General features: G+C 31.0%; 21 protein-coding genes and 1 other RNA gene. 17 read left to right on the top strand and 5 right to left on the bottom strand.

The genetic code is table 11. The features are described 5' to 3' along the window. Positions 1 to 410: 410 nt before the first annotated feature. The 9 genes from DWX74_RS10015 to DWX74_RS10055 all read left to right on the top strand — a co-directional run bounded on the left by DWX74_RS10015 (position 411) and on the right by DWX74_RS10055 (position 7,405). Positions 411 to 1,115 (top strand): YARHG domain-containing protein, encoded by a 705-nt coding sequence (locus DWX74_RS10015; protein ID WP_118549844.1) that lies wholly within the window; start codon positions 411 to 413, stop codon positions 1,113 to 1,115. A gap of 146 nt (positions 1,116 to 1,261) precedes the next feature. Next, the gene (locus tag DWX74_RS10020; RefSeq protein ID WP_118549826.1) at positions 1,262 to 2,125 is read left to right on the top strand and encodes an N-acetylmuramoyl-L-alanine amidase family protein; all 864 of its coding nucleotides are present in this window, start codon (positions 1,262 to 1,264) and stop codon (positions 2,123 to 2,125) included. 41 nt (positions 2,126 to 2,166) lie between these two features. Next, a complete protein-coding gene (locus tag DWX74_RS10025; RefSeq protein ID WP_118549845.1) occupies positions 2,167 to 2,946 on the top strand; it encodes a zinc ribbon domain-containing protein in 780 nt (259 codons plus the stop codon). A 151-nt stretch (positions 2,947 to 3,097) separates the two neighbouring features. Then, positions 3,098 to 3,307, top strand: a complete 210-nt coding sequence (locus tag DWX74_RS10030) for a hypothetical protein (RefSeq protein WP_118549827.1) — start codon at positions 3,098 to 3,100, stop codon at positions 3,305 to 3,307. A gap of 44 nt (positions 3,308 to 3,351) precedes the next feature. After that, positions 3,352 to 3,774 (top strand): hypothetical protein, encoded by a 423-nt coding sequence (locus DWX74_RS10035; protein ID WP_118549828.1) that lies wholly within the window; start codon positions 3,352 to 3,354, stop codon positions 3,772 to 3,774. A 92-nt stretch (positions 3,775 to 3,866) separates the two neighbouring features. Then, positions 3,867 to 4,196: a metal-sensitive transcriptional regulator gene (locus tag DWX74_RS10040; protein ID WP_118549829.1), complete on the top strand. Its 330-nt coding sequence runs from the start codon at positions 3,867 to 3,869 to the stop codon at positions 4,194 to 4,196. An 8-nt stretch (positions 4,197 to 4,204) separates the two neighbouring features. After that, complete coding sequence (locus tag DWX74_RS10045; RefSeq protein WP_118549830.1) at positions 4,205 to 4,642, top strand: SoxR reducing system RseC family protein; 438 nt, start codon at positions 4,205 to 4,207, stop codon at positions 4,640 to 4,642. 145 nt (positions 4,643 to 4,787) lie between these two features. After that, positions 4,788 to 5,972 (top strand): DHHW family protein, encoded by a 1,185-nt coding sequence (locus DWX74_RS10050; RefSeq protein WP_118549831.1) that lies wholly within the window; start codon positions 4,788 to 4,790, stop codon positions 5,970 to 5,972. A gap of 14 nt (positions 5,973 to 5,986) precedes the next feature. After that, positions 5,987 to 7,405, top strand: coding sequence for an MBOAT family O-acyltransferase (locus tag DWX74_RS10055; RefSeq protein ID WP_118549832.1), 1,419 nt, complete (start codon positions 5,987 to 5,989; stop codon positions 7,403 to 7,405). Between the two features lie 74 nt (positions 7,406 to 7,479). Here the strand turns inward: DWX74_RS10055 and DWX74_RS10060 are convergent, their stop codons facing one another. The 3 genes from DWX74_RS10060 to srtB all read right to left on the bottom strand — a co-directional run bounded on the left by DWX74_RS10060 (position 7,480) and on the right by srtB (position 9,731). After that, complete coding sequence (locus DWX74_RS10060; protein WP_118549833.1) at positions 7,480 to 8,118, bottom strand: threonine/serine exporter family protein; 639 nt, start codon at positions 8,116 to 8,118, stop codon at positions 7,480 to 7,482. Then, positions 8,118 to 8,936, bottom strand: a complete 819-nt coding sequence (locus DWX74_RS10065; protein WP_118549834.1) for a threonine/serine exporter family protein — start codon at positions 8,934 to 8,936, stop codon at positions 8,118 to 8,120. Before DWX74_RS10065 ends, DWX74_RS10060 begins: the two co-directional genes overlap by 1 nt. Before the next feature lie 75 nt (positions 8,937 to 9,011). Next, entirely contained in the window at positions 9,012 to 9,731 is a 720-nt protein-coding gene (srtB, locus tag DWX74_RS10070) for a class B sortase (RefSeq protein ID WP_118549835.1), read from the bottom strand. Between the two features lie 305 nt (positions 9,732 to 10,036). On the opposite strand from srtB, the gene rnpB reads away from it, so the two are divergent. From rnpB to DWX74_RS10090, 4 genes are all read left to right on the top strand, one after another. Continuing rightward, positions 10,037 to 10,373: RNase P RNA component class A (rnpB, locus tag DWX74_RS10075), an RNA gene on the top strand. 309 nt (positions 10,374 to 10,682) lie between these two features. Next, on the top strand, positions 10,683 to 13,202 hold the full coding sequence (locus tag DWX74_RS10080) for an SPOR domain-containing protein (RefSeq protein ID WP_442952068.1): 2,520 nt from the start codon (positions 10,683 to 10,685) through the stop codon (positions 13,200 to 13,202). Between the two features lie 88 nt (positions 13,203 to 13,290). After that, positions 13,291 to 15,288: a hypothetical protein gene (locus tag DWX74_RS10085; RefSeq protein WP_118549837.1), complete on the top strand. Its 1,998-nt coding sequence runs from the start codon at positions 13,291 to 13,293 to the stop codon at positions 15,286 to 15,288. After that, on the top strand, positions 15,281 to 15,595 hold the full coding sequence (locus DWX74_RS10090) for a hypothetical protein (RefSeq protein WP_006439925.1): 315 nt from the start codon (positions 15,281 to 15,283) through the stop codon (positions 15,593 to 15,595). The genes DWX74_RS10085 and DWX74_RS10090 overlap by 8 nt, the downstream gene beginning before the upstream one ends. Positions 15,596 to 16,107: 512 nt before the next feature. Here the strand turns inward: DWX74_RS10090 and DWX74_RS10095 are convergent. Together DWX74_RS10095 and DWX74_RS10100 are read right to left on the bottom strand one after the other, a co-directional pair. Continuing rightward, a complete protein-coding gene (locus tag DWX74_RS10095; protein WP_118549838.1) occupies positions 16,108 to 17,187 on the bottom strand; it encodes a pyridoxal phosphate-dependent aminotransferase in 1,080 nt (359 codons plus the stop codon). Positions 17,188 to 17,217: 30 nt separating this feature from the next. Then, complete coding sequence (locus DWX74_RS10100; protein WP_118549839.1) at positions 17,218 to 17,481, bottom strand: hypothetical protein; 264 nt, start codon at positions 17,479 to 17,481, stop codon at positions 17,218 to 17,220. 265 nt (positions 17,482 to 17,746) lie between these two features. Here DWX74_RS10100 and DWX74_RS10105 point away from each other — a divergent pair, with 265 nt between their 5' ends. The 4 genes from DWX74_RS10105 (at position 17,747) to DWX74_RS10120 (ending at position 21,574) form a co-directional block, all read left to right on the top strand. Then, a complete protein-coding gene (locus DWX74_RS10105; protein WP_118549840.1) occupies positions 17,747 to 18,313 on the top strand; it encodes a hydrolase in 567 nt (188 codons plus the stop codon). Positions 18,314 to 18,751: 438 nt separating this feature from the next. Next, positions 18,752 to 19,282 (top strand): hypoxanthine phosphoribosyltransferase, encoded by a 531-nt coding sequence (gene hpt, locus DWX74_RS10110; protein ID WP_118549841.1) that lies wholly within the window; start codon positions 18,752 to 18,754, stop codon positions 19,280 to 19,282. Between the two features lie 89 nt (positions 19,283 to 19,371). Beyond that, on the top strand, positions 19,372 to 20,283 hold the full coding sequence (locus tag DWX74_RS10115) for a phosphatase PAP2 family protein (protein WP_118549842.1): 912 nt from the start codon (positions 19,372 to 19,374) through the stop codon (positions 20,281 to 20,283). A 64-nt stretch (positions 20,284 to 20,347) separates the two neighbouring features. Next, positions 20,348 to 21,574, top strand: coding sequence for an NAD(P)/FAD-dependent oxidoreductase (locus DWX74_RS10120; RefSeq protein WP_118549843.1), 1,227 nt, complete (start codon positions 20,348 to 20,350; stop codon positions 21,572 to 21,574). The last annotated feature ends 147 nt before the right edge of the window (positions 21,575 to 21,721 follow it).

Below are 21,721 nucleotides of genomic sequence, written 5' to 3' on the forward strand. Positions count from 1 at the left end.
CAAGAAAATGATATGAGTTCTTTTTTTGTTGCACTTAGATTATAAATTCAAGTACACAAAAAAACTTTAAAAGTATATACTTACGACGCTAACTACAACTTAATACCTGTAAGATAGTTGTAAAAATGGAATTATAAAAAATAAAGTTTTACAAAATATAAATTTAATAAAAAAACTAAACGTGAAAAGGTAAAATATGGATATTGAAATAGAAAATATATACAATACTTAAAGGCGTATATTTAAACAGATTGTTTGGATATACGTCTTTTTTATTTTTAAGAAAAGATATATTGTTTTATAGATTTTATCTATGTATAGTTGAAATTAAAAATTGTACTGTTTGAAAATAGTATGAATATAGTATAATATACTATGAAGTTTGAAATTAAAAATAGGAGGATATTTTAATGAAGTGTAGTAGATGTGGAAATATTATGCCAAATGATGCTAAATATTGTGATAGATGCGGAGAGCCATTAAGAAAAAGATCAAGTAGATATGAATATGATTATGATGATGATTACGATGATGACTATGAATATGAATTAAGAAGAAATATTGCCCATAAAGAAAGTTCAAAAAGTGGAAAATTTGGAAGTGCGATATTAATATTCTTAACAGTTGTAGCTGTCTGTGTAACAGTATTGTTGGCTTTAAATATGTATCTTCCATCAAAAAATAAGGTGGATAATACTTCAAATGTTGCAAATAATCAACAACAGCAGCAACAGGTTCAGAATCAGCCTAAACAGAGTGTTCAGCAGGATGAGCCTGATGATAGCTATGATGCTACAGGAAGAGATTTATCAAACTATTATTATGCAGTTGATTACTACAGTAGCAATTATAACGACAGTAATGCATATTTATTCCCAGGAAGTGATAGTGCGTATATAGATCCTGAGGAATTAAGTGGATGTACAGATAGCCAGCTTGCGTATATAAGAAATGAAATATTTGCAAGACACGGTTATATATTTAAAACAGATAAGTATAATAATTACTTTGGAAGTAAAAGTTGGTATCATCCAAATTCATATGCGACAGATAACGTAAATGATTTAAATGCTTATGAAAAATACAATGTAGAGCTTATAAAAAGCTTAGAATAGATAAAATAGAGAAATAATAATGAGCTAAGGGTAGAGAAAATATAATGAATTTTAACACCATATTAAAAAGGTTACAATATTTTCTCTACCCTTATAAATAATTATAGTATATAATTATTAAGATAGTATGGAAGGGGTAAAAGAAAATGAAAAAAAGAATTAACGAAAAAGTAGTATTAATACTTTTATCAGTACTCTTAGTGAGTAATGTTCTTTTAACTATAAATGCTATAAGAATGAATAGGGAATTAGAAGAGCAGAAGCAGATTAATATAGAAATATTAGATATGTTAGAAGAGAAGGAATCTTCTAATGTAAAGGTCAACAACTTCAATGACAATAAAGAAGTTGTTTCAAGTAGTAATGAAGCTAAAAAAAGTACAAAGGGGATAAAAGTTGCTATAGATGCCGGACATCAGCAAAATCAAAATAGTGATAAAGAGCCTATAGGGCCTGGAGCTACAGAAACAAAAATGAAGGTTGCATCTGGCACAGAAGGATGTGAAACAAAAGTTCCTGAGTATGAGGTTACTCTTTCAATATCTAAAAAATTGGAAAAGATTTTAAAAGATAGAGGATATGAAGTCTACATGGTTAGAAATGAAAACAACGTAGATATAAGCAACAAGGAAAGAGCAGATTTAGCTTATCAAAGTGGAGCTGATATATTTGTAAGAGTGCATTGTAATTCAAGTGATAGCAGTGCAGCAAGTGGAGCACTTACATTATGTCAGACAGCAGGAAATAGATATGTATCTCTTTATGATAAGAGTAGAAAGCTTTCTGACGATGTAGTTTTAGAGCTATGCAATGAAACAGGAGCTAAGAATAATGGAGTAATGGAAACTGATACAATGTCGGGAATAAATTGGAGTAAAATACCAGTTACTATAGTTGAAACAGGATTTATGAGTAATCCTGAAGAGGACAGAAAATTATCTGATCCAAATTATCAGGAAAAAATTGCTATAGGGATTTCTGATGGTATAGATAAATATTTTGCAAAATAAAGTGTAAATATAGTTGATTACATAAAGAAGGGAGTGATGAAATGACAGATTTCTGTCCTAAATGTGGGAAAAAAGCAGAAGATGGAGAAAAAGTATGTCCTATTTGTGGAGAAGAAATGACTAGTATTTCTCAGGACAATGATAATGATAAAAAGGAACGTGGAAAAAATAGAATAAATTTATTTAGAAATATAATTATAAGTGTAGTTGTTCTAGTAGTTTTATTTGTAAACTGCACAGTTGTAGCTAGATATTTTAATGCTGGAAAAAATATCGCCAACACGATAAATACTCAAAAGTCTGAGTTAAAAATACTTAAAAAAACTAGCAAGAAACAGTATGAAGTATCAGGAGAGGCAGCTACAGAGAAAGACGATGAAGAAGGAAATGATAAATCTGAAGCAGAGGGAGAGAAGAAGGCTGAGGAAGAAATTAAACGCAGCGAAAATTTAGGTCTACAGAAAAAAGATAAATATCTGAGTATGATGGATGAGTTAGATAAAGAAGCTATAGAGCTTGCAGATGAAGAACTTAATGGAAATCAAGAAAAACTCTTAAACTATACTAGTAAAATTTATAAAAAATACGATACTCTTTTAAATATGATTTATAGTGATATTTCAGCTGCTCTTGAAAATGGAGAGTTAGAAGAATTGAAAAGTGATGAGATAGATTGGATCAACAAAAAAGATGAAATGGCTTCGTATGCTGTAGGATCTGAGGATACAAGTGAATCAGATGAAAACTGGGCTTATTTTGACTCACTTGCAACGTCTACAAAGGACAGATGCTACTATTTAATACATAAATACATGCATTAATTGCTTTGAATATAAGATAAATACAAAATAATTGACACCGTATCAGTAAAATGATATGGTGTTTTTTAATGTATTGAAAGATAGGGAATCTTGTAATACAATATAATTTGTGGAATTAAAAGCTTTTATATGAAAGAAGGAGAGGTTTGAAATGAAATGTCAGCGTTGCGGACATCCAATGAAATTTGGAGAAGAAAAATGCAGAAAATGCGGAACTAAAATCAAGAAAACAGAAGAATATATAAAAATGGAAGAAGAAAGAGCAAAAAATGCTAAAAAAGACCAAATAGCTATGGTTGTTTCAGGGGCAATTTTAATGTTTGTACTTGCATTTGGAATGTATATGCTAATTGCTAAATAAATGGAATTATAAAAATTGTGAAATTGTAAGGAGAATTATTAGGTATGGCAAAAAAAGTAATAATGAAAGAAGCTGGACAGTGTTCAAAATGTGGTAGAAATATCAAAAATGTAAATAGAAAACTTGATGTTCCTACACCAAATGGAATAAAATTAAACTGCTGTTCAAAAGAGTGTCATGATGAGATGACAGGATATTATAAAGAATTTAAAAAACAAAGAATAGCTTTATACGCTGAGGTGGCGTTTGGTTTAGCAGGTATAATAGCAATGCTTTTACAGAACGATGCACTAGCTCAGATATGTATAATGATAGACTCAATATTATTCTTAGTATTCCCATATGCTACATTTAACCCAAAATCAAGAACTTGTTATGATGAAACTAAAAGACAGAGTAGAAGTATAGCATTATCATTATTATTATTCATAGTAATATGGTATTATTTCTTTGTGTTTAAAAAATAACTTATAGTACGATTTGAAAAAAAGATATATTACTATGATATAATATAAATGACAACAGGAAATAAAAATAGGGAAAGAACGGGGAATTCTTTATGAAAAATAAAAAGTGTGCTTGTTGCGAAGGTGGCAATCAAGAAAGAAAACTTTCTGCCAGAAATGACAGAAATGATCTTATTAAAAGATTAAAGAGAATAGAGGGACAGGTAAAGGGAATCCAAAATATGATTGAAGACGAGAGATATTGTATAGATATTCTTGTTCAGGTATCTGCTGCTAAAGCAGCTATAGATAAAGTAGGGAAGATAATTCTTGAAAATCATATAAAAGGATGTATTACCGAGAGTATAAAATACGAGAGCCAAGATGAGTCTGATGAACTTATCGAGGAACTAATGAAAAATATTTACAAATTCTTAAAATAGGAGGACAAATGAATCAGGACGGATATATAGTAGAGATAATTGATGAAGATACTGCTATAATGAGAATGATGAGACTGTCTGCTTGTGCAAAATGTGGAAAATGTATGAATGCAGCTTCTGAATCTGAAGAGATATTAGTTGAAGTGGACAATGCTATCGGCGCTAAGGTAGGAGATCACGTTATGGTTAGTATGGAACATATAAATGTTATGAAGGCTACATTTTTAGTTTATGTAATACCAATGATACTTCTTATAGTTGGTATATTAGGTTCATACTATGCACTTAATGCTATAGGATTTGCTGGAGCTACAGAAATTGTGGCTGCTGTGATAGGTATTGCACTTATGGGACTTTCTTATATCTACTTAAAGATAAATGATAAAAAGTTTAAAGAGAGTAGAGAATACGTTCCTGTTGTCACAAAAATATTATTCGATTTATAGATTAATAAAAAATGCTACTAATTTATTAGGTTATTAATATATTAGTGGCATTTTTATTTGTTTATTTAACTTTACATTATAATTAAAAATTGTATAATATAATAGTGAATTTATAGAGTGAAAAATAATAGGGGAGGAACAAAATTTGAATAAAAGAAAGGCAATATTCTTGATAGTACCTTTTTTAAGTATTATATTTTCTGTGGGATTGTCGAATTTTTTTATAGAAGATAAAGATGTTAGTAAATCTGAAAATAGAGAACTTCAGCAGATGCCAGGGATTGGAGCTATAAAGGATAAGACGTTTACAAGTCTTTTTGAAACATACTATACTGACCAGTTTATGTTTAGAGATGAGCTTATAAAAGCTGATATAAAATGGCAGATGTTTACCAAAAAGTCTAATATAAAAGGGTTGTATCTAGCTGATGATAATTGGATAATGGGAGGCGTAGAAACAAGTGAAAAGAAAAAAGATGAGTATAAATCATTAGTTGAAAAAGTAGAAAAAATAAATGAGATGGTCAAAACATCTAATAAGAAAATGTACTATGTTTCACTGCCACATAAAGTTAAAACATTATACAATAAGTATCCTAAAAAATATATAAATAAAAATTACGGGTTTGAAAATCACGAAAAGTTTTTATCTATGTTAAAGGATGATGATATAAACACTATAGATATAGGAAAATATTTTGTAGATAATTTTAGTGAAAAAACATTAGAAAAATTTTACTTTAAGACAGACCATCATTGGAATTCTTTGGGTGCATATGAAGCATTTAAGTATATAATTGCCGACTTAAATAAAACTATGGGATTGGATGTTGATTTAAGTAAATATACATATAAGACAAGTTATATAAAAAATAAGCCGTTTTTAGGAAGCTATAATAATAATCTTTATGGAATGTTTAGTAAAGATGAGGATGTACCGTATGTATATATGGATAGAAAGTACGATAATAAGTACTATGAGTTAAAAGATGGAAAATTTGAGGAAGTAGAAGAAAATTATATAATAGGAAATGGTATTAACGATGAAGAGATATCGTATGAAAAAGCATATACTGGAAACCATTCTTATTATAAAATTGTAAATAAAAATGCAAAGACAAAGGAAAAAGTTTTAATGATAAGGGATTCATATCAAGCGCCACTTACTTGGCTGTTTTCAGATATATTTGAAGAAGTAGAGATTGTAGATTTAAGAGCGACTGATTTGAATATGGATGATATATTAAAAATAAGTGATAGTAATATAGTAATGCTTATGTTCAACAATGGTTTTGATGTAGATGCTATATTAACTAATAGGATAGAATAGATAAGGAGAGAAATATGGTATTTAGTAGTTTAGTATTTTTATTTGTATTTTTACCTATAGTTCTTGTTTTGTACTATTTGTCGAGCAAAAAATATAGAAATTATTTGCTTTTATTGGCTAGTTTGTTTTTTTATGCGTGGGGAGAACCAACTTATGTTGTCATAATGCTGGTATCTATAGGTGCTAATTATTTATGTGGGCTTTTAGTAGACGAAAAAAGAGCTGATAAAGTTAGGGTAACGGGCGTTGTTATCTCGGTTATTTTCAATATATGTATGTTAGGTGTATTTAAATATAGTGGATTTTTTGTGAAAAATATCAATACAGCATTTAATACATCTCTACCTGTTCCAGAAATAGCATTGCCACTTGGAATTTCGTTCTTTACATTTCAGGCGATGAGTTATGTTATAGATGTGTACAGAAAAGATGCAAAGGTACAGAAAAATATATTTGATTTATCACTATATATCAGTTTATTCCCACAGCTTGTAGCAGGACCAATAGTAAGATATCAGACTGTAGCTGACCAGATAGATGAAAGAGATCATAATATAGTTAAATTTGGTGATGGTGTAAGAAGATTTATAATAGGTCTTGGTAAAAAAGTTTTATTATCAAACTCACTTGGTATGCTTGCAGATAGCGTGTTTGGTATGCAGACATATCAGCTTACAGTAGTAAGCACATGGCTTGGTATACTAGCGTACTCACTTCAGATATTCTTTGATTTTAGTGGATATTCTGATATGGCTATAGGTCTTGGAAAGATGTTTGGATTTGAGTTTTTAGAGAACTTTAATTATCCATATATATCGCAGTCTGCATCTGAGTTTTGGAGAAGATGGCATATATCTTTAGGTAGTTGGTTTAGAGATTATGTGTATTTCCCACTTGGAGGAAGTAGACGTGGAAATGTTAGAACATATATAAATCTATTTATAGTATGGTTTTTAACAGGATTTTGGCATGGAGCAAGCTGGACATTTATAGCTTGGGGACTATATTTTGGATTGTTGATAGGAATGGAAAAATCATATCTTGGAAAATTTTTAAATAAAGTACCTAGATTTATAAGGCATATATACTTACTATTAGTTGTTATGATAGGATGGGTATTCTTTAGAGCCGATAGTTTTAGTTATTCTATTGAATTTATAAAGAATATGTTCTTTATGGGAACAAGTACTGTATTTGATGGTACAGTAGCAGCGTATTTAAATGATTATTGGTTTGTTTTAGTGTTATCTATGATTTTCTGTGTGCCAATAGTGGATTGGATTAGAGGAAAGATTGAAGTTGCCAACGAAAAGATTTTGGAGTCGAATGTTAGTTATATTCTAAATTCAGTAGTGTATACAGGAATATTCTTGATTGTTATATTTAAGCTTGTAAACTCGACGTATAATCCATTCTTATACTTTAGATTCTAGATTTAGAAAATAAAAGCCCTTTATCATACATTGATTTGTAGGATAAAAGGGCATTTTTTATTTTCTAAATATATTTATTTTTCATCTTCATCGTGTAAGTGAAGCTCAAATTCAGCAGTATGTTCAGTTACAAGTCCGCTGAAGTCTTTTTCTTTTACCTTAATATTCTTACCAAGTTTCTTTTTACCTGGCTTTTTCTTTGTATGAGGATCCGCTTCTATATTAAATTCACGTTTTTTTAGTATAGGTCTAAGGTTGGCAAGTAAGTCACCTTTAAATCTATAAATATTTACAGTTCTAACAAGGGCAGCGACAACAAGTACTCCAAGAGCTATAGAGCAGCTAAGAAGCATAGCACTTGCACCTTTTGTAGCGGCTAATAGGTAGTCTTCCTGAATAATTGCAAGCATTGTGTTGTAAAGCCCAATCCCTGGAATTAGAGGTAGTATACCTGAAATAACGAACAGAATTGCAGGTTGATACATTTTTCTAGCTAGGATTTCACTCATAGCCGATACAGAAGCGGCTGCTAAAAATCCTGATAGAGATGTATTGTTTGTAAATTCCATAATAACTAAGTACACAATCCAACCAATACCACCAACAATAGCAGATGGGAATAGTAGTTTTAGAGGTACATTAAAGAACACTGCAAATCCAGCTGTTGCAACGGCGGCAAATATAAAGTGAGCCCATAAAGACATATCTCCCATTATAAAACACCTCCTAATTTGAACCATAAATCAAGAACAACCCCAACTCCTGAAGCTATAGATAAAAGTATCATAAAAGCTTCAAATACCCTAGATATACCAGATATTAGGTTTCCAGATATAAGGTCACGTATAGATTTTATAACGGCAACCCCTGGAAGAAGTGGCATGATAGATCCAACTATAAGCATTGTAGGTGTGTTTATTATATGTAGTTCAGTAAGTACAACACCGAGTATTGTTATTACAAATGATGCTACCACGCACGAAAATGCAGAAATCGAACTTATCTTCATAGTTTGGTCATAGATAATATCCCCTATTATGGCAACTATAAATGTGAATATGAAGTTTTGTAGTTGGTTTCCTCCAAGTAGGCAGGCAAAGCAAGCAGATGCAAGACCTGTACATGAATAGAAGAACCAAAGTGGATAAGGTTTAGCTCTATCTATTTCGTATAATTCAGCTATAGATTTATCTATATCTGGATTTTTTACAGAGCAGAACTCCCTCGAAAAATTATTTAGCATAGAAATCTTGTTTAAATTTATTCCTCTCTTGTCGATAGTCTTCATAAAACAGAATCCGTCAAATTTTTCATCTGAAATTATTACAACTGTTGGAGTTGTAAAGACATTTGCATGATAAAAACCTTGAGATCTACAGATTCTAAGAACGCTATCTTCAACTCTTGAAGTTTCTGCACCGTTTTTTATCATAAGCTCCCCAACGAAGAGAGCTATTTTTAGAATATTTTTCTTATATTCTTTTTCTTCTGCTTCACTGGCAAATCTTGAATCAGTTGTAGAAGTATCCATAAATAATCCCCCCTTATAATATTCAACCTTTATAACACTTACTTTTATAATATTTTAACCTTGAATTTATATTAATTACTCAACAGGTATTTTGTCGATTAGTTTTGCTTCAAGAACTGTTCTAGCATCGTCGAATTCGTAGCTGCAAGTAGATAAAGTCAATATCTTATCTTTATACTTTGGAGCTGCATCCTTATTCCAATATGTTGAGCTAGCTTTTACCTGATTCATATATTCATTGAAGTCGTTTTCTCCATCGAAATCTACTTTGACGTAATCAAACTCTGGCTTTGCTACAAATACAGAAAACGGCTCGTAAATATACTCATAATCTCCTCTATATATGTGAATTAAAGAGTCCTTGTTCCAAAAGTCATTTTCTTTGAACAGCTCTAAATTATTAAACATAGTTTTGTTCTTCATATTATGTCCATATATTACAGAGCTTTCGTCTTCTTCAAAATTGTTTCTGTAATCCATAAATAGAGTACCAGATTTTGAATCCTGACCAAGAAAATCTCTATAAAGGTAGTAGTCGTTATTTCCATAAGAAACAACTGGATAATTTATATTTGTATTTTCAACGAAAAGCCAAAGTCTGTAGTCTGGATTTATATTTTTTAAATCATCTTCCATTAAACCCTCTTCAGCTTCAGGACTGTAGTTTTCCCGAATTTCAGTATAGGTATCGCTTGCCTTCTTGTAATCTAGAATCGTCGTCACAATTTTGTAGCCACTAAAAGCCATAACTGCGACGAGAATCAACGAAATAAAATTTCTTAAATGCTTGTTCATATCTATAATAATTTGAAAAAAATATTATCTTTTCAAAGATTATTTTTCAAAAATTTATGTCCTTTCTAAAAATTTTATCTATATATAATTATAACGGCAATTCTAAATATAAACTATATAAAAATAGAATAAATTTATAGTAATCTGATATAAAAATAGAATAAATTTATGGACAATTATTAGATAATAATATAAATCCTATTAGATGAATTTTTTAAGAAAAATATTGATATTATTAGATATTATAATAAATTCTTTTGACAGTAAGTTTTTTATGTGGTAAACTAACATAGTTAATTTAACAGTGAGTAAGCCAGATAATCGCGGGCAGAGAAATCTGCGTGAGGAAAGTCGGAGCTCCACAGAGCAGGGTGCTAGGTAACGCCTAGTGAGAGTGATCTTAAGGAAAGTGCAACAGAAATAAACCGCCAGCAATGGTAAGGATGGAACGGCGAGGTAAGAGCTCACCAGCGGCTAGGTGACTAGTCGGCTATGTAAACCCCACCTGGAGCAAGACCAAAATAGGGCTAAAGAGTATTGCTCGTACTCTCCGGTTGGTAGGTCGCTTGAGCTTATTGGTGACAATAAGCCTAGAAAGATGATTATCTAATACAGAACTCCGCTTATAGACTTGCTCACTATCGCTAGACTATTAGACGTTGATAATTTTATCAGCGTCTTTTTTATTTATAAAATAAAAAAAATATATCTTAGAAACTGTTACAAGAAAATCTTTCAAAAAGATATTTTGTAACAGTTTTTTTATTTATAAAAAAATAAAATATAAAACTCAAGAATAATGAAAATAAATAAAAAAAATGGTATGATTATAAGTGGAATATTGACTTATAAATGATATAATATAGAAGTACAGCTGACAAAGTCAGCTGACAAAAAATCGTATAATACATAAATAAATTTGATATTATAGATAAATTTGTTGGGCAAGGAGTGAATAGTTTGAATAGTATAATAAAAGGAACTGTTTTAAACGTAACACAGAGATTTTTAAAACAGGAAAGCAAAACAAACAAAAAATTAGACAACATATTAAATAAAAAATTTGAAAAAGTTGAGTTAAATGAAGTTAAATATATAGAATTATTAAAATATAACGTACTATTTTATAAGACTTTATCAAGAAATACAGAACCAATCATATCAAAATGGATACTTGAAAAATATATCCCAGATATAGATGAGTTAGAAAGCGATATAGAGCTTATAAATGCTAAATGTAGAAAATACATAAATATAGCTAAAAGAGACGGTATAGAAAATCTAAAAGAGGCAGACCTTCAGAGTTTCAACTACTATGATAAAATGGATAACTCTGAAAAGATAAAAAGACTTCAGAAAGACTACAAAGTTTTAAATATATATATGGAAGTCTTAACTATGACTCTAAGAGAGCTAAGTCTTAGAAAGGAAGAAAGTGCAGAAATCTTCCTTATGAATCCAGCAGATGCTAGAATGGAATTAAAAAGAGAAATCATAGTTATAGTTAATAGAATATTAGCAGGTGGATCTAAAAAAGACGATGCTGCTGATGAAAAACAGCATATTGAGCACACTGAAGAAAAGAACATAGTAGATGTTGAATTTTTAAGAAGAGTAAAACTTATATCTAATGCAGAACTTAACGACACTATAGAAGAAGAATTCAAAAGAATATTAACTTTAGAAAATCTAGAAGCTGATGAAGCGTATGGATTTGGTGGAAGAGTTATATATGACTTTGCAGCAGCTACAGTATTATTAGAATTCTTAAAAAGTAGAAGCCTAATAGAAGGTGCTATGCGACTTACTGTAGCAGGTGAATTTGGTGAAGAAAACTTCAGCGACTTCTTAACTGCAATAATAAAAGATAGAAAACTAGTAGAGCTTGATACATGGAAAGAAGCATGCAAATACTTTAGAGATAATAAAGAATGTGTAGAAGCTACAACTCCTGCAACTATAAAAAGAACTGTTCCAGTGGATGTAGATATGGATGAATACGCATATATGCTTGAAAATGCTGATAAATCAGAGCCATTTAGAAACAAGCTATCAAGAAGAATAGACCCATCTCTAGTAATACCAGCAGTTAGAGTAAAAGAGGTAGAACCAGAGATAGTTGAAGAAAAGGTAGAAGAAGTAGTTGAAGATGCAGTTGATGAGGAAATAGTAGAAACTGTAGAAGAAGCAGTGATTGAAGATGTAGAAGTTCCTTCAAATGCTTCTGATGACCACGAAATACACGTTGACCTTGGAAGAAGAAGAGAAGCTATAAGAAATATAGAAAGACAGGAACTAGAAGCTGAAAGAGCAGAAAGATTAAAACAAGAAGAAGCTGACAAATTAAATGATCCTGTTGAAAGAGCTAAAAAAGCAGTAGATGAACTTAAAAAAGAAATATCTGAAGTTGAAGAAGATACTGATTACGATGAAGTAGTTGAAGAAACAGTAGAAGAAGTATCTGCAGATGCAAATATATCAGAAACAGAAGAAGATGATTTACAGGAAATATCTAGAATAGCTGGAATAAATGAAGAGGTTGAAGAAGGAGAGGAAGAAATAGAAGAAGAACCTAAGAAAAGAGGAATATTCTCTATATTTGGAAGAAAAAAAGACGAAGAAGATTACGATGATGAAGAGTCTGATGAAGACGATTCTGAAGATGAAAAATATGAAGAAGATAACTACTATGCTGATGAAGAAGCAGTAGAAAATGAAGAATACTACGACGATGATGAAGAAGTAGAATATGTTGACGACGATTACGAAGGTGACGATGTTGAAATCGAAGAAGAAGTAGTAATTGTTAAAGACGAAGAATACAAAAAATCTAGAAAAAAACTAGACTTCATAATAGCTATACTTATAGTTGCTATAGCTGCAGGTGGATACTTCCTAACTATCAATAGAAAAAGACAGCAAGAAGCTGAAAAACAGCAGCAGATAAAACAGGAACAGCAGCTAGAAGAACAGAAAAAAGAAGAAGAGCGGAGAAAAAAAGCTGAAGCTGAAAAAATAGCAGCAGAAGAAGCTAAAAGAGCTGAAGAAATGGAAAAAGCTAAACAGGGTGGAGAATACTACAGAGTTTATGCTGGATCATTAAAAGAAAAATCTCATGCTGAAAGCCTAATAACAAACCTTGACAAAAAAGGATTAAAAGGTGAAATGATAAAAATCGGAAACTATTACAAAGTATTTGTAGGTGGAGATACTGGTGTATACTCAGAAGCACAGAAACAGTTATCTGCTATAAAAGCTAAAGGTTTTGATGGATATATAGAAAAATACGATAGATACTGTGACTTAAAAATAGAAGACTTTAGACTAAAAGCTAAAACTATGGACAAAGCACAGGTAGAAGAAGCGTACAACGCATTAAAAGAAGAATTAAAATCTAGAAGAAACTTCAAAGATTACGACAAAATAATGGCTCAGACTTATGATGAAATAATGGCTGAAAAAACTGAATAATAGTTAAATAGTATTGCTGTCTGAGTCATCAGGCAGCAATAATTTTAAAAAAGTACTTTAAAATATTTTTAGGTTGGAGTTGATACCGATGTTAAAACTAGGTGAAAAAATAATATATGAATTATCTGAAGGGTTCAGTTTAGAGGGAATCAATAGATACTCATCTGCTGGCAAAAAGCTATTCATAACAAATTTGGGAAATATAATAATCGGAAGCAATGACGATGCAATGTCTGATAGTGGAACAAGATATGTATATAGCTACTCAGAACACAAAATAAAACTATCTGCTTCTTTAGAAAAAGAGGAGATACTAATATACGACGAAAATGTTCCATTCCTTGTAGATGGTGGTAGAGGATCAAAAGAAGTTCCTGGAAATTTAAAAATAAGAATGAGTATAAAAGACTACTCTCTAATATGCAAAAACCAGAGAGATTTTATATTTGAAATAAACGACGATAAATGCTTCTTCGTATTAGACGACGATAAAGTATATATGGGTGGAATAAATAAAGACCACGAAAAATTTGTATTCATCGGAGGGAAAAATAGATTTGAAATATACTACGATGATATAGAAAGATTCCTAATAGAAGGAAGCCAGATCTCATTTAAGGGATATTTCCACATAGAAAGAGAGTCAATAATAGCTAGAAGTGTACAGATATTTGCAAATAATATAAATAGAATTCTACCAAGAGGATTTGAAGAAATGGTAGCTGGAAACAGAAAAATAGGAAATCTTCCTGCAGATAGCGATATAGTATTTAGTAGAATATCTGGAAATATTGGAGGATTTGACTACAATAATTCAAACATGCTGCTAGTTAGATATGCGGACAATCTTATCCTAATAAACAAAAAAACTAAGAAAAATGTAGTATCTGTCAAATTTGAAGATTGCAGAAGAATAGCTGTTGGTAGAGAAAACATAATATACGATGGAAAGAATATATTTAGATTATACCTAAGCGATAAAAATAAAGAAATAATGGATATAAACTCTATCCCAAATGTTGAAAGAAACGATATAGGATTTACAAAATCTGGTAACCCATTATTTGTAAGAACTGAAGATGGAATAGTTAGATTTATGAAATCTGAAGAAAAAGAAATAATGGCTATACCAGATAAGGATATAGTTGATATCATTACAATAAAAGAGAGCGACGAAGAAAAAATACACAAAGACTATTCTGCTACAGATATAAGATTTAAAAATGAGTATGTACGAGTATATCTAAAAACAAGAATGGTTGAAAAACTTTTAAGAGATGTATTTTTAAGTTCTAAAAAAGACATGATTGAAGAAGCAGGAAACAAAGAAATATATCGGAATTGGGCAAAAGCTATGAACGATATGATAATGTACAACTTCTTTGCAGATCTTTATAACGTAAGAAAATTTGTAAAAGAAACTCTTGAACAGGATAATATAACTGATGAGGTTAGAATAAACCTAGTAAATATGCTTTATGATGAAGTTCAGGTACAGAAAGAAAATATAGATACACTTAGTGTTTATATGCCTGATGTTATAGAAAAAAGTGGAGAAAAACTATTTGAAAGAGAAGATATAAAACCAGATAGAAGCATATACAGAATGTTTGGAGATACATTTGCAGACACAGCATATATGCTAAAAGACGGTTTAAGTGATATTGAGATAATACTAGGAAACCTAGACTTTGTCCTATCTCCTAGCGATAGAAGAAGACACGTCTACAGAATGCTCAAAGAAAATGAAAGCGATAAATTAAACCTATTTATGGAAAAAATTCTTAAAAAGCTTAACCATATTATAGACAATATGTACCCATACTACATAAGAGAGATGAATGAAAAACTATACTATGTATTTGCTAAGCTAGGTCACGAATACGACAAGCTTAAAGCTGATGATGTTAAGGAAATTTTATTTGATGAGATTACAGAAATGTATGCCTTTGGTCAGCTAATGTACTCTGAGGAAGATGATACTAGAAGAAAAGAAATCATAGACCAGATTTATAAAACTGCTGATAAGGGAATAAGCGGTATAGATTCTAATAAATTCTTTATCGGAGGTGGTAGATATGAGTAGAAATATTTGGAAAGGTAATTATAGATTTTTAGAACTTGGTAGTGGAGAGGAGCTTTCACACTATCATGAGATAGATTTAGATCAGAAGATGTTAGAAAATCCTCTTTATGAAGAGGGAGATCTTTCTGATTATACAGATGATAGAGAGTCAGGTATATTTAATGATTTTGCAGCGGGTATTGAGATAAGCGATATTGATGACGATGCGGATGTAGATACTCAGTATCTTGAATTTGAAACTGACTTGGATGACTTTGATGAAGAAATAGATATGGATATAGAAGAATTACTAAATGATTTACAGTAAACAGAATGAGGGTTAGTGAAGTATTGTCCCTACTCCTGGCTTCGACGCTTTGCATGGTCTAGTAAGACCTTAAAAATGTGCAAAGCGTCTGCAGATAGTCGTGTGGGTACAATACATTCACTAACCCTCTATTTTTTAAACTGTAAATCGTTCAGTAATTTCTTGGAAGAAGATGGGAATAGGTTTGAATGGTGTAAATAGGTAGAAGTTTTGAGATAAATGATAAGAAAAATTAATTATTATGTTTTAATAGATAAGTAGGGTATACTTTTTTGTATGTAGAAGGAAATACCTTAGATTAAATCTAAAATACTATGAATTAAACAGTTTACTTGCATTAAAAAAGAAAGGTAACAAGTTATAAGCGACAATACTGCAAGCGCCCCACAACCGCTAAATGTGTTATGTTAACGGGTGGGGCGCTGAAGCCTGGAGCACATAACTGTTACCTTTCTTTTTCCCAGGAGCGAGGACGATACTTCGCTGTAATCCTCATTTTTATGTAAATCTTTTTATTCTGCAAATATTCTTTTCAATTCAGAAATAAGTAATATATTTTCTTCTGGTTTTAATATACAAACCCTAAAGAAATATTCATCCAATCCATCAAATGACGCACAATCCCTGATTATTATTCTTTCTGGAATTAGCTCATTTCTCAACTCTTCTGCTGTCATTCTTCTATCCACTATCTCACAAAGAACAAAGTTCCCATAAGTATTGTAAACTTTAACACCTGGAAGGAATCTTAACTCGCTTTCAAGATAATCTCTCTCCTTGCTCATGTGTTCAATAGTTTCGTTGATGAAATCATCATCGACAAACATTATCTCGCCCATTCGAGATGCGACAACGTTTATATTCCAAAGGTCTAATCTTTTATTTATAGCTTCTTTAACTTTTTCATTTGAAATAAGTCCGTATCCAAGTCTGATACCAGGAGTAGAGAAGAACTTAGAGGTTCCTCTTATAACGAATAAATTGTCAAACTCGTCTACAAGTGGAGTAGATGAGTATTTTGATGTGTCTGTAAACTCAACATAAGTTTCATCAATCATAACATAACATCCACAAGTAGATACTATCTCTCTTATCTGGTCCTTAGAAAATGCAAATCCTGTAGGATTGCAAGGGTTACAGATTATAAGAAGCTCGTAGCCACCTTCTTTAACAGTATTTGCCAAGTCTTTAGGATCTATTTCAAAATGATTTTCTTTTTTAGAGTAGTATTTTTTGATTTCACAGCCAATTTTATTTAATTCTTTTTCGTATTCAGAATAAGCTGGAGATAAAAGTACCGCTTTTTTAGGGTTAACTGTGCCGATAAATGAAGATATTAGCTCAGTTGCACCACTTCCAAGTACTATATTTTCGCTGTTGCATTTGCAATATGTTGATATAGATTTTTTTAGCTCTACGTATTCTGGATCAGGATACATTGAAACCATGTCTATGTTGTCTATTACATACTGTTTAGCCTTTTTTGAAGAGCCAAATGGATTTATATTTGAACTGAAATCCATGAAATCCTCTTTTGAAAATCCGTATTTTGCGGAAAGTTCGTATAAATTTGCGCCATGATTTACGCTCATAACTATCCCTCCAAATTTTATTTATGCTTATTAATTTTCTTCGTCGAAGTTTATTATAAATTCTTCATCACCACTGTTTATTTTAAGTATAGAAAGATTGAAGTTGTCGTCGAATATAGAAACATTGTAAGTGAAAATATCTCCGTTATCTTTTTTAGAGATTAAAAGATATTTTCCATTTTCTTTGTCCTCTATTTCATCACATATATCATTGTAAACTTCTTCGCCAGTGAAAAATCCTGTATATCCTGATGATTTTATTTTTTCTTCTATTGCTTTGTATAATTCCTGCATATTGTCACCTCTTTTGAAATTTATATCGTAAATTTATTATAACATATAAGAGTGAGAATTAGATTAAGGTAAAATAACAGAAAAAATTTTGTGCAATTGTAATGGTATAAATTGAATTTGTAAAAACAATACTTGAAATATTCAGAAAATATTGACTATATAGAAAAAAAGTAGTAAGATAAAACCTATAAAAAAGTAAAAATAATAAATTTTAAAATTAAATTAAAAAGTAAACTAAAAAAACTAAATTGAGGGGGAGGAAAAAATGATATTAGAATACGATAAAGCACTAGAAATACTTAAAAAATACAATCAGGACGATTTCCATATAAGACATGGGGAAGTTGTTTCTGGTGTTATGAGATATTTTGCTAAGGAATACGATCCTGAGAGAGAAGATTTTTGGGCAACAGTTGGACTACTTCACGATATAGATTTTGAGATGTATCCAGATGAACACTGTATTAAAGCTGAAGAACTTTTAAGAGAAAATGGATATGATGAAGAGTTTATCCATGGGGTTGTTTGCCATGCTTATGGAATATGTGAAGGGCTAGAAAAGAAACCTGAGCATATAATGGAAAAGATTTTATTTGCTACAGATGAGCTTACTGGACTTATAGGTGCAGTTGCGATAATGAGACCTTCTAAGAGCGTTATGGATTTAGAGTTAAAATCTGTTAAGAAGAAATTTAAAACTCCTAAGTTTGCAGCAGGATGTTCAAGAGATACAATCAAAAAAGGTGCTGAAGAATTAGGATGGGAACTAGATGAACTAATGCAGAGAACAATAGATGCAATGAGAAGTTTATCTGATAGAATGGAAATATAAAAGGTCAATATCATAAATGCTATCCGTTCCAGGCTTCGACGCTTTCAACTTTGTTCGAACAACAAAGTTGAAAGCGTCTGTAGATTGTCACCGGATAGCATTTATTTCTATTGCCCCATTATATTTTCATCTAAGACTTTAAACTTTTTTAAACGAATAAATAATTTAATAAACTGAGGACAAGAGATTTAACTGCTCTACGGCGACAATTCCGCAAGCACTCTATACTTTGAAATGTTTCATAAAAACTATGGAGTTCTGAGGATTGGAGCACAGAGTAGTTAAATCTCTTGTCTTTTTTATTGATTTTTTTTGTTTGAAAAACCTTTGTTTTAGAGTATAATATATAATATCTAAAAATTATTTTTGATGAGAAATTCTTTTTTTAAGAATAATTAATAAATTCTAAGTAACCCAGAGAGCTGGTAGGAGGAAATTATGTACAAAGTAACTGGAAAAATGTTCACAGAAGAACAGATAAGAGAAAAGGTAATAGAATTAGGTAAACAGATAGAAAATGACTACAAAGGTGAAGAGATTTTAGTAGTTGGTATTTTAAAAGGTGCAAATGTGTTCACTTGTGACCTTATAAGACAGATAGACTTAGATGTTAAGATAGACTTTATGAGTGTTTCAAGCTATGGTTCAGGAACTGAGTCTTCAGGTACAGTTAGAATATTAAAAGACTTAGATACAGATATAAAAGGAAGAAATGTTCTTATAGTTGAGGATATAATCGACTCAGGTAGAACTCTTAGCAACTTAGTTAAAGAGCTACAGATAAGAGAGCCAAAGAGCTTAAAATTATGTACTCTATTAGACAAACCAAGCAGAAGAGTTGTAGATGTTGATGTTGAATACGTTGGTTTTGAAATAGAAGATAAATTCATAGTAGGATACGGAATAGACTACGCTGAAAAATACAGAAACCTTCCTTACATAGGAATAGTTGAAGATGTAGCTGAATAATTGATTATACAAGGCATACTTTTTAAGTGTGCCTTTAAATTTGTATATGTATATAAAACAAATATTATATTAGAAAGGAATCAGATTATATGAATATAAATTATTTTGAGCATATTCAGGCTCCAATACTTTTATTTTTCCAGAGTATTAGGAACCCAATTTTAAATATTCTTTTCTTGTTCTTTACAATAAGTACTGAAACACCAGTTGTAGTGCTATTTACAGCGCTTATGTACTGGTGTATTGATAAGAAAATTGGACGGAGAATGTTGTACTCACTTACAGGAAATATTGCTTTAAATGGGGCAATTAAGGATTATTTTAAGGTAGAAAGACCTATTGGAAAATTTGGACTTGAGTCTATGAGAGTAGAAACTGCGACTGGATATTCATTCCCAAGCGGGCATACTCAGACTGCGACTACATTTTGGACTTCTTTAGCAGTTCAGTTAAAGAAGAAATGGGTATATGTACTAGCTTTAGTTATGGCCGTTGGAGCAGGAATATCTAGACTTTATCTAGCTGTTCATTGGCCGATGGACGTTGTTGTAGGGCTTATTCTTGGATTTTTATTTACTATACTTTTGATAAAGATAATGGATAGATCTGAAAAAAGTGGAAAATATTGGGAAATGATACTGATTTTAGTTCCGCTTGCGATAATGGCATTTGTGCTAAAGAGCAGCGATTATACTAAGCTTTTTGCACTTATGTTTGGATTTACTGTCGGATATATTTTGGAAAGAGAGTATGTATCTTTTGAAGTCATAGATAGAAAAAATCTAAGCAATGGAGAAATTATTAAAAATAATGGAAAAAGATTCTTAATAGGAATGCTTAGTTTAGGCGTTGTTTATTTAGGGTTAAAGCTTGTATTTTCTTCATTTGGAGCAGCTGATGGAAGTACACTTGATATGGTGCTAGATTTTGTTAGATATTCGGCTGTTGTTATTCAGGGTGTAGCTGGTGCTCCATATTTATTTAAAAAAATGGGAATATAATTTTTTGATTTAAGTATAAATTTTTAGATAAGAGTTTAAAAAAATTCTTAGGAAGGGAAATATTATGAAAAAGGTTGTTATAATTGGTGCTGGCCCTGCAGGTATGACTGCAGCATATTCGGCATCGCAAAATGGTATAGATGTTGTATTGGTAGAGAAAAACGAGAGAGTAGGTAGAAAACTACTGATAACTGGAAAAGGAAGATGTAATATAACTAATAACTGTGAGGTTGAAGAGTTAATTGCAAATGTAAATACAAACGGTAAATTTTTATACAGCGCATTCTATACATTTACAAATGATGCGGTTATGGAAATGTTTGAAAGCTTAGGTGTTAGGTTAAAGACAGAAAGAGGAAATAGAGTTTTCCCTGAGAGTGATAGAGCAATGGATGTCGTTGATGCTATGGCTAGACTTATAAAGAGAAAAAATATTAAGTTAGTTACAGGAAAAACTGTTAAAGATATAAAAGAAAAGAATGGAAAAGTTGAGTCTGTTGTTTTAAGCGACGGAAAAGAGATTAAAGCAGATGCAGTTATAATTGCAACAGGTGGTGCAAGTTATCAGAGAACTGGATCTACAGGAGACGGATATAGACTTGCTGAGAAATTAGGTCATAAGATAACTACTTTAAAGCCTTCTTTGATAGGTCTTGAGATACAGGAAGATTTTGTGCATAAGTTAAAAGGTCTTAGTCTTAGAAATGTGGCAATAAATGTATATGGAAAGAAAAATAAGAAAATATACGATGATTTTGGTGAGATGGAATTTACTGATTATGGTGTAGATGGGCCGATTATAAAATCTGCAAGCTGCATAATGAGGGATTTATCTAAGGAAAGTTATAAGATTTCTTTGGATTTAAAACCAGCTTTAGACCACGAAAAGCTTGATAAAAGAGTTCAGAGAGATTTCCAAAAATATATAAATAAGAGATTTGAAAATTCATTATCAGATTTACTTCCAAGCAAGATGATACCGGTAGTCGTGGAACTTTCTGCTATAGATCCAGCTACTCCAGTGAATTCTATAACTAAGGAAGAAAGAAGAAATCTTGTAAATACAATCAAAAATATTGAGATGCATATTAAGAGATATAGACCTATGGAGGAAGCAATAGTTACTTCTGGTGGAGTTAAGACATCTGAGATAAATTCTAGTACTATGGAGTCTAAGTTAGTCGAGGGACTTTATTTTGCTGGAGAGGTGATAGATGTTGATGCTTATACAGGAGGATTTAACTTACAAATAGCGTTCTCTACAGGCTACTTAGCAGGGAACAACATATAAAACCTCGGTAAAAGGGCAATAGAATAACTACTATCAGTTCCAGGCTTCGACGCTTTCTTTGTTTTATTCGAACTCTGTTTGAAAGACAATGTTAAATGAACTGCTACCCGTAGAGTGGACTGTCAAAATAAATAAAAGTTAAATTTA

Source organism: Peptoclostridium sp. AF21-18, assembly GCF_003478825.1.
In the GTDB taxonomy this organism is placed as follows: domain Bacteria; phylum Bacillota; class Clostridia; order Peptostreptococcales; family Peptostreptococcaceae; genus Peptacetobacter.

What these genes read in the sequence shown, in the direction of transcription:
- DWX74_RS10015 (WP_118549844.1), top strand. Translation starts at nt 411, where the DNA reads ATGAAGTGTAGTAGATGTGGAAATATTATGCCAAATGATGCTAAATAT.
- DWX74_RS10020 (WP_118549826.1), top strand. Translation starts at nt 1,262, where the DNA reads ATGAAAAAAAGAATTAACGAAAAAGTAGTATTAATACTTTTATCAGTA.
- DWX74_RS10025 (WP_118549845.1), top strand. Translation starts at nt 2,167, where the DNA reads ATGACAGATTTCTGTCCTAAATGTGGGAAAAAAGCAGAAGATGGAGAA.
- DWX74_RS10030 (WP_118549827.1), top strand. Translation starts at nt 3,098, where the DNA reads ATGAAATGTCAGCGTTGCGGACATCCAATGAAATTTGGAGAAGAAAAA.
- DWX74_RS10035 (WP_118549828.1), top strand. Translation starts at nt 3,352, where the DNA reads ATGGCAAAAAAAGTAATAATGAAAGAAGCTGGACAGTGTTCAAAATGT.
- DWX74_RS10040 (WP_118549829.1), top strand. Translation starts at nt 3,867, where the DNA reads ATGAAAAATAAAAAGTGTGCTTGTTGCGAAGGTGGCAATCAAGAAAGA.
- DWX74_RS10045 (WP_118549830.1), top strand. Translation starts at nt 4,205, where the DNA reads ATGAATCAGGACGGATATATAGTAGAGATAATTGATGAAGATACTGCT.
- DWX74_RS10055 (WP_118549832.1), top strand. Translation starts at nt 5,987, where the DNA reads ATGGTATTTAGTAGTTTAGTATTTTTATTTGTATTTTTACCTATAGTT.
- DWX74_RS10060 (WP_118549833.1), bottom strand. Translation starts at nt 8,118, where the DNA reads ATGGGAGATATGTCTTTATGGGCTCACTTTATATTTGCCGCCGTTGCA.
- DWX74_RS10065 (WP_118549834.1), bottom strand. Translation starts at nt 8,936, where the DNA reads ATGGATACTTCTACAACTGATTCAAGATTTGCCAGTGAAGCAGAAGAA.
- srtB (WP_118549835.1), bottom strand. Translation starts at nt 9,731, where the DNA reads ATGAACAAGCATTTAAGAAATTTTATTTCGTTGATTCTCGTCGCAGTT.
- DWX74_RS10085 (WP_118549837.1), top strand. Translation starts at nt 13,291, where the DNA reads ATGTTAAAACTAGGTGAAAAAATAATATATGAATTATCTGAAGGGTTC.
- DWX74_RS10090 (WP_006439925.1), top strand. Translation starts at nt 15,281, where the DNA reads ATGAGTAGAAATATTTGGAAAGGTAATTATAGATTTTTAGAACTTGGT.
- DWX74_RS10095 (WP_118549838.1), bottom strand. Translation starts at nt 17,187, where the DNA reads ATGAGCGTAAATCATGGCGCAAATTTATACGAACTTTCCGCAAAATAC.
- DWX74_RS10100 (WP_118549839.1), bottom strand. Translation starts at nt 17,481, where the DNA reads ATGCAGGAATTATACAAAGCAATAGAAGAAAAAATAAAATCATCAGGA.
- DWX74_RS10105 (WP_118549840.1), top strand. Translation starts at nt 17,747, where the DNA reads ATGATATTAGAATACGATAAAGCACTAGAAATACTTAAAAAATACAAT.
- hpt (WP_118549841.1), top strand. Translation starts at nt 18,752, where the DNA reads ATGTACAAAGTAACTGGAAAAATGTTCACAGAAGAACAGATAAGAGAA.
- DWX74_RS10115 (WP_118549842.1), top strand. Translation starts at nt 19,372, where the DNA reads ATGAATATAAATTATTTTGAGCATATTCAGGCTCCAATACTTTTATTT.
- DWX74_RS10120 (WP_118549843.1), top strand. Translation starts at nt 20,348, where the DNA reads ATGAAAAAGGTTGTTATAATTGGTGCTGGCCCTGCAGGTATGACTGCA.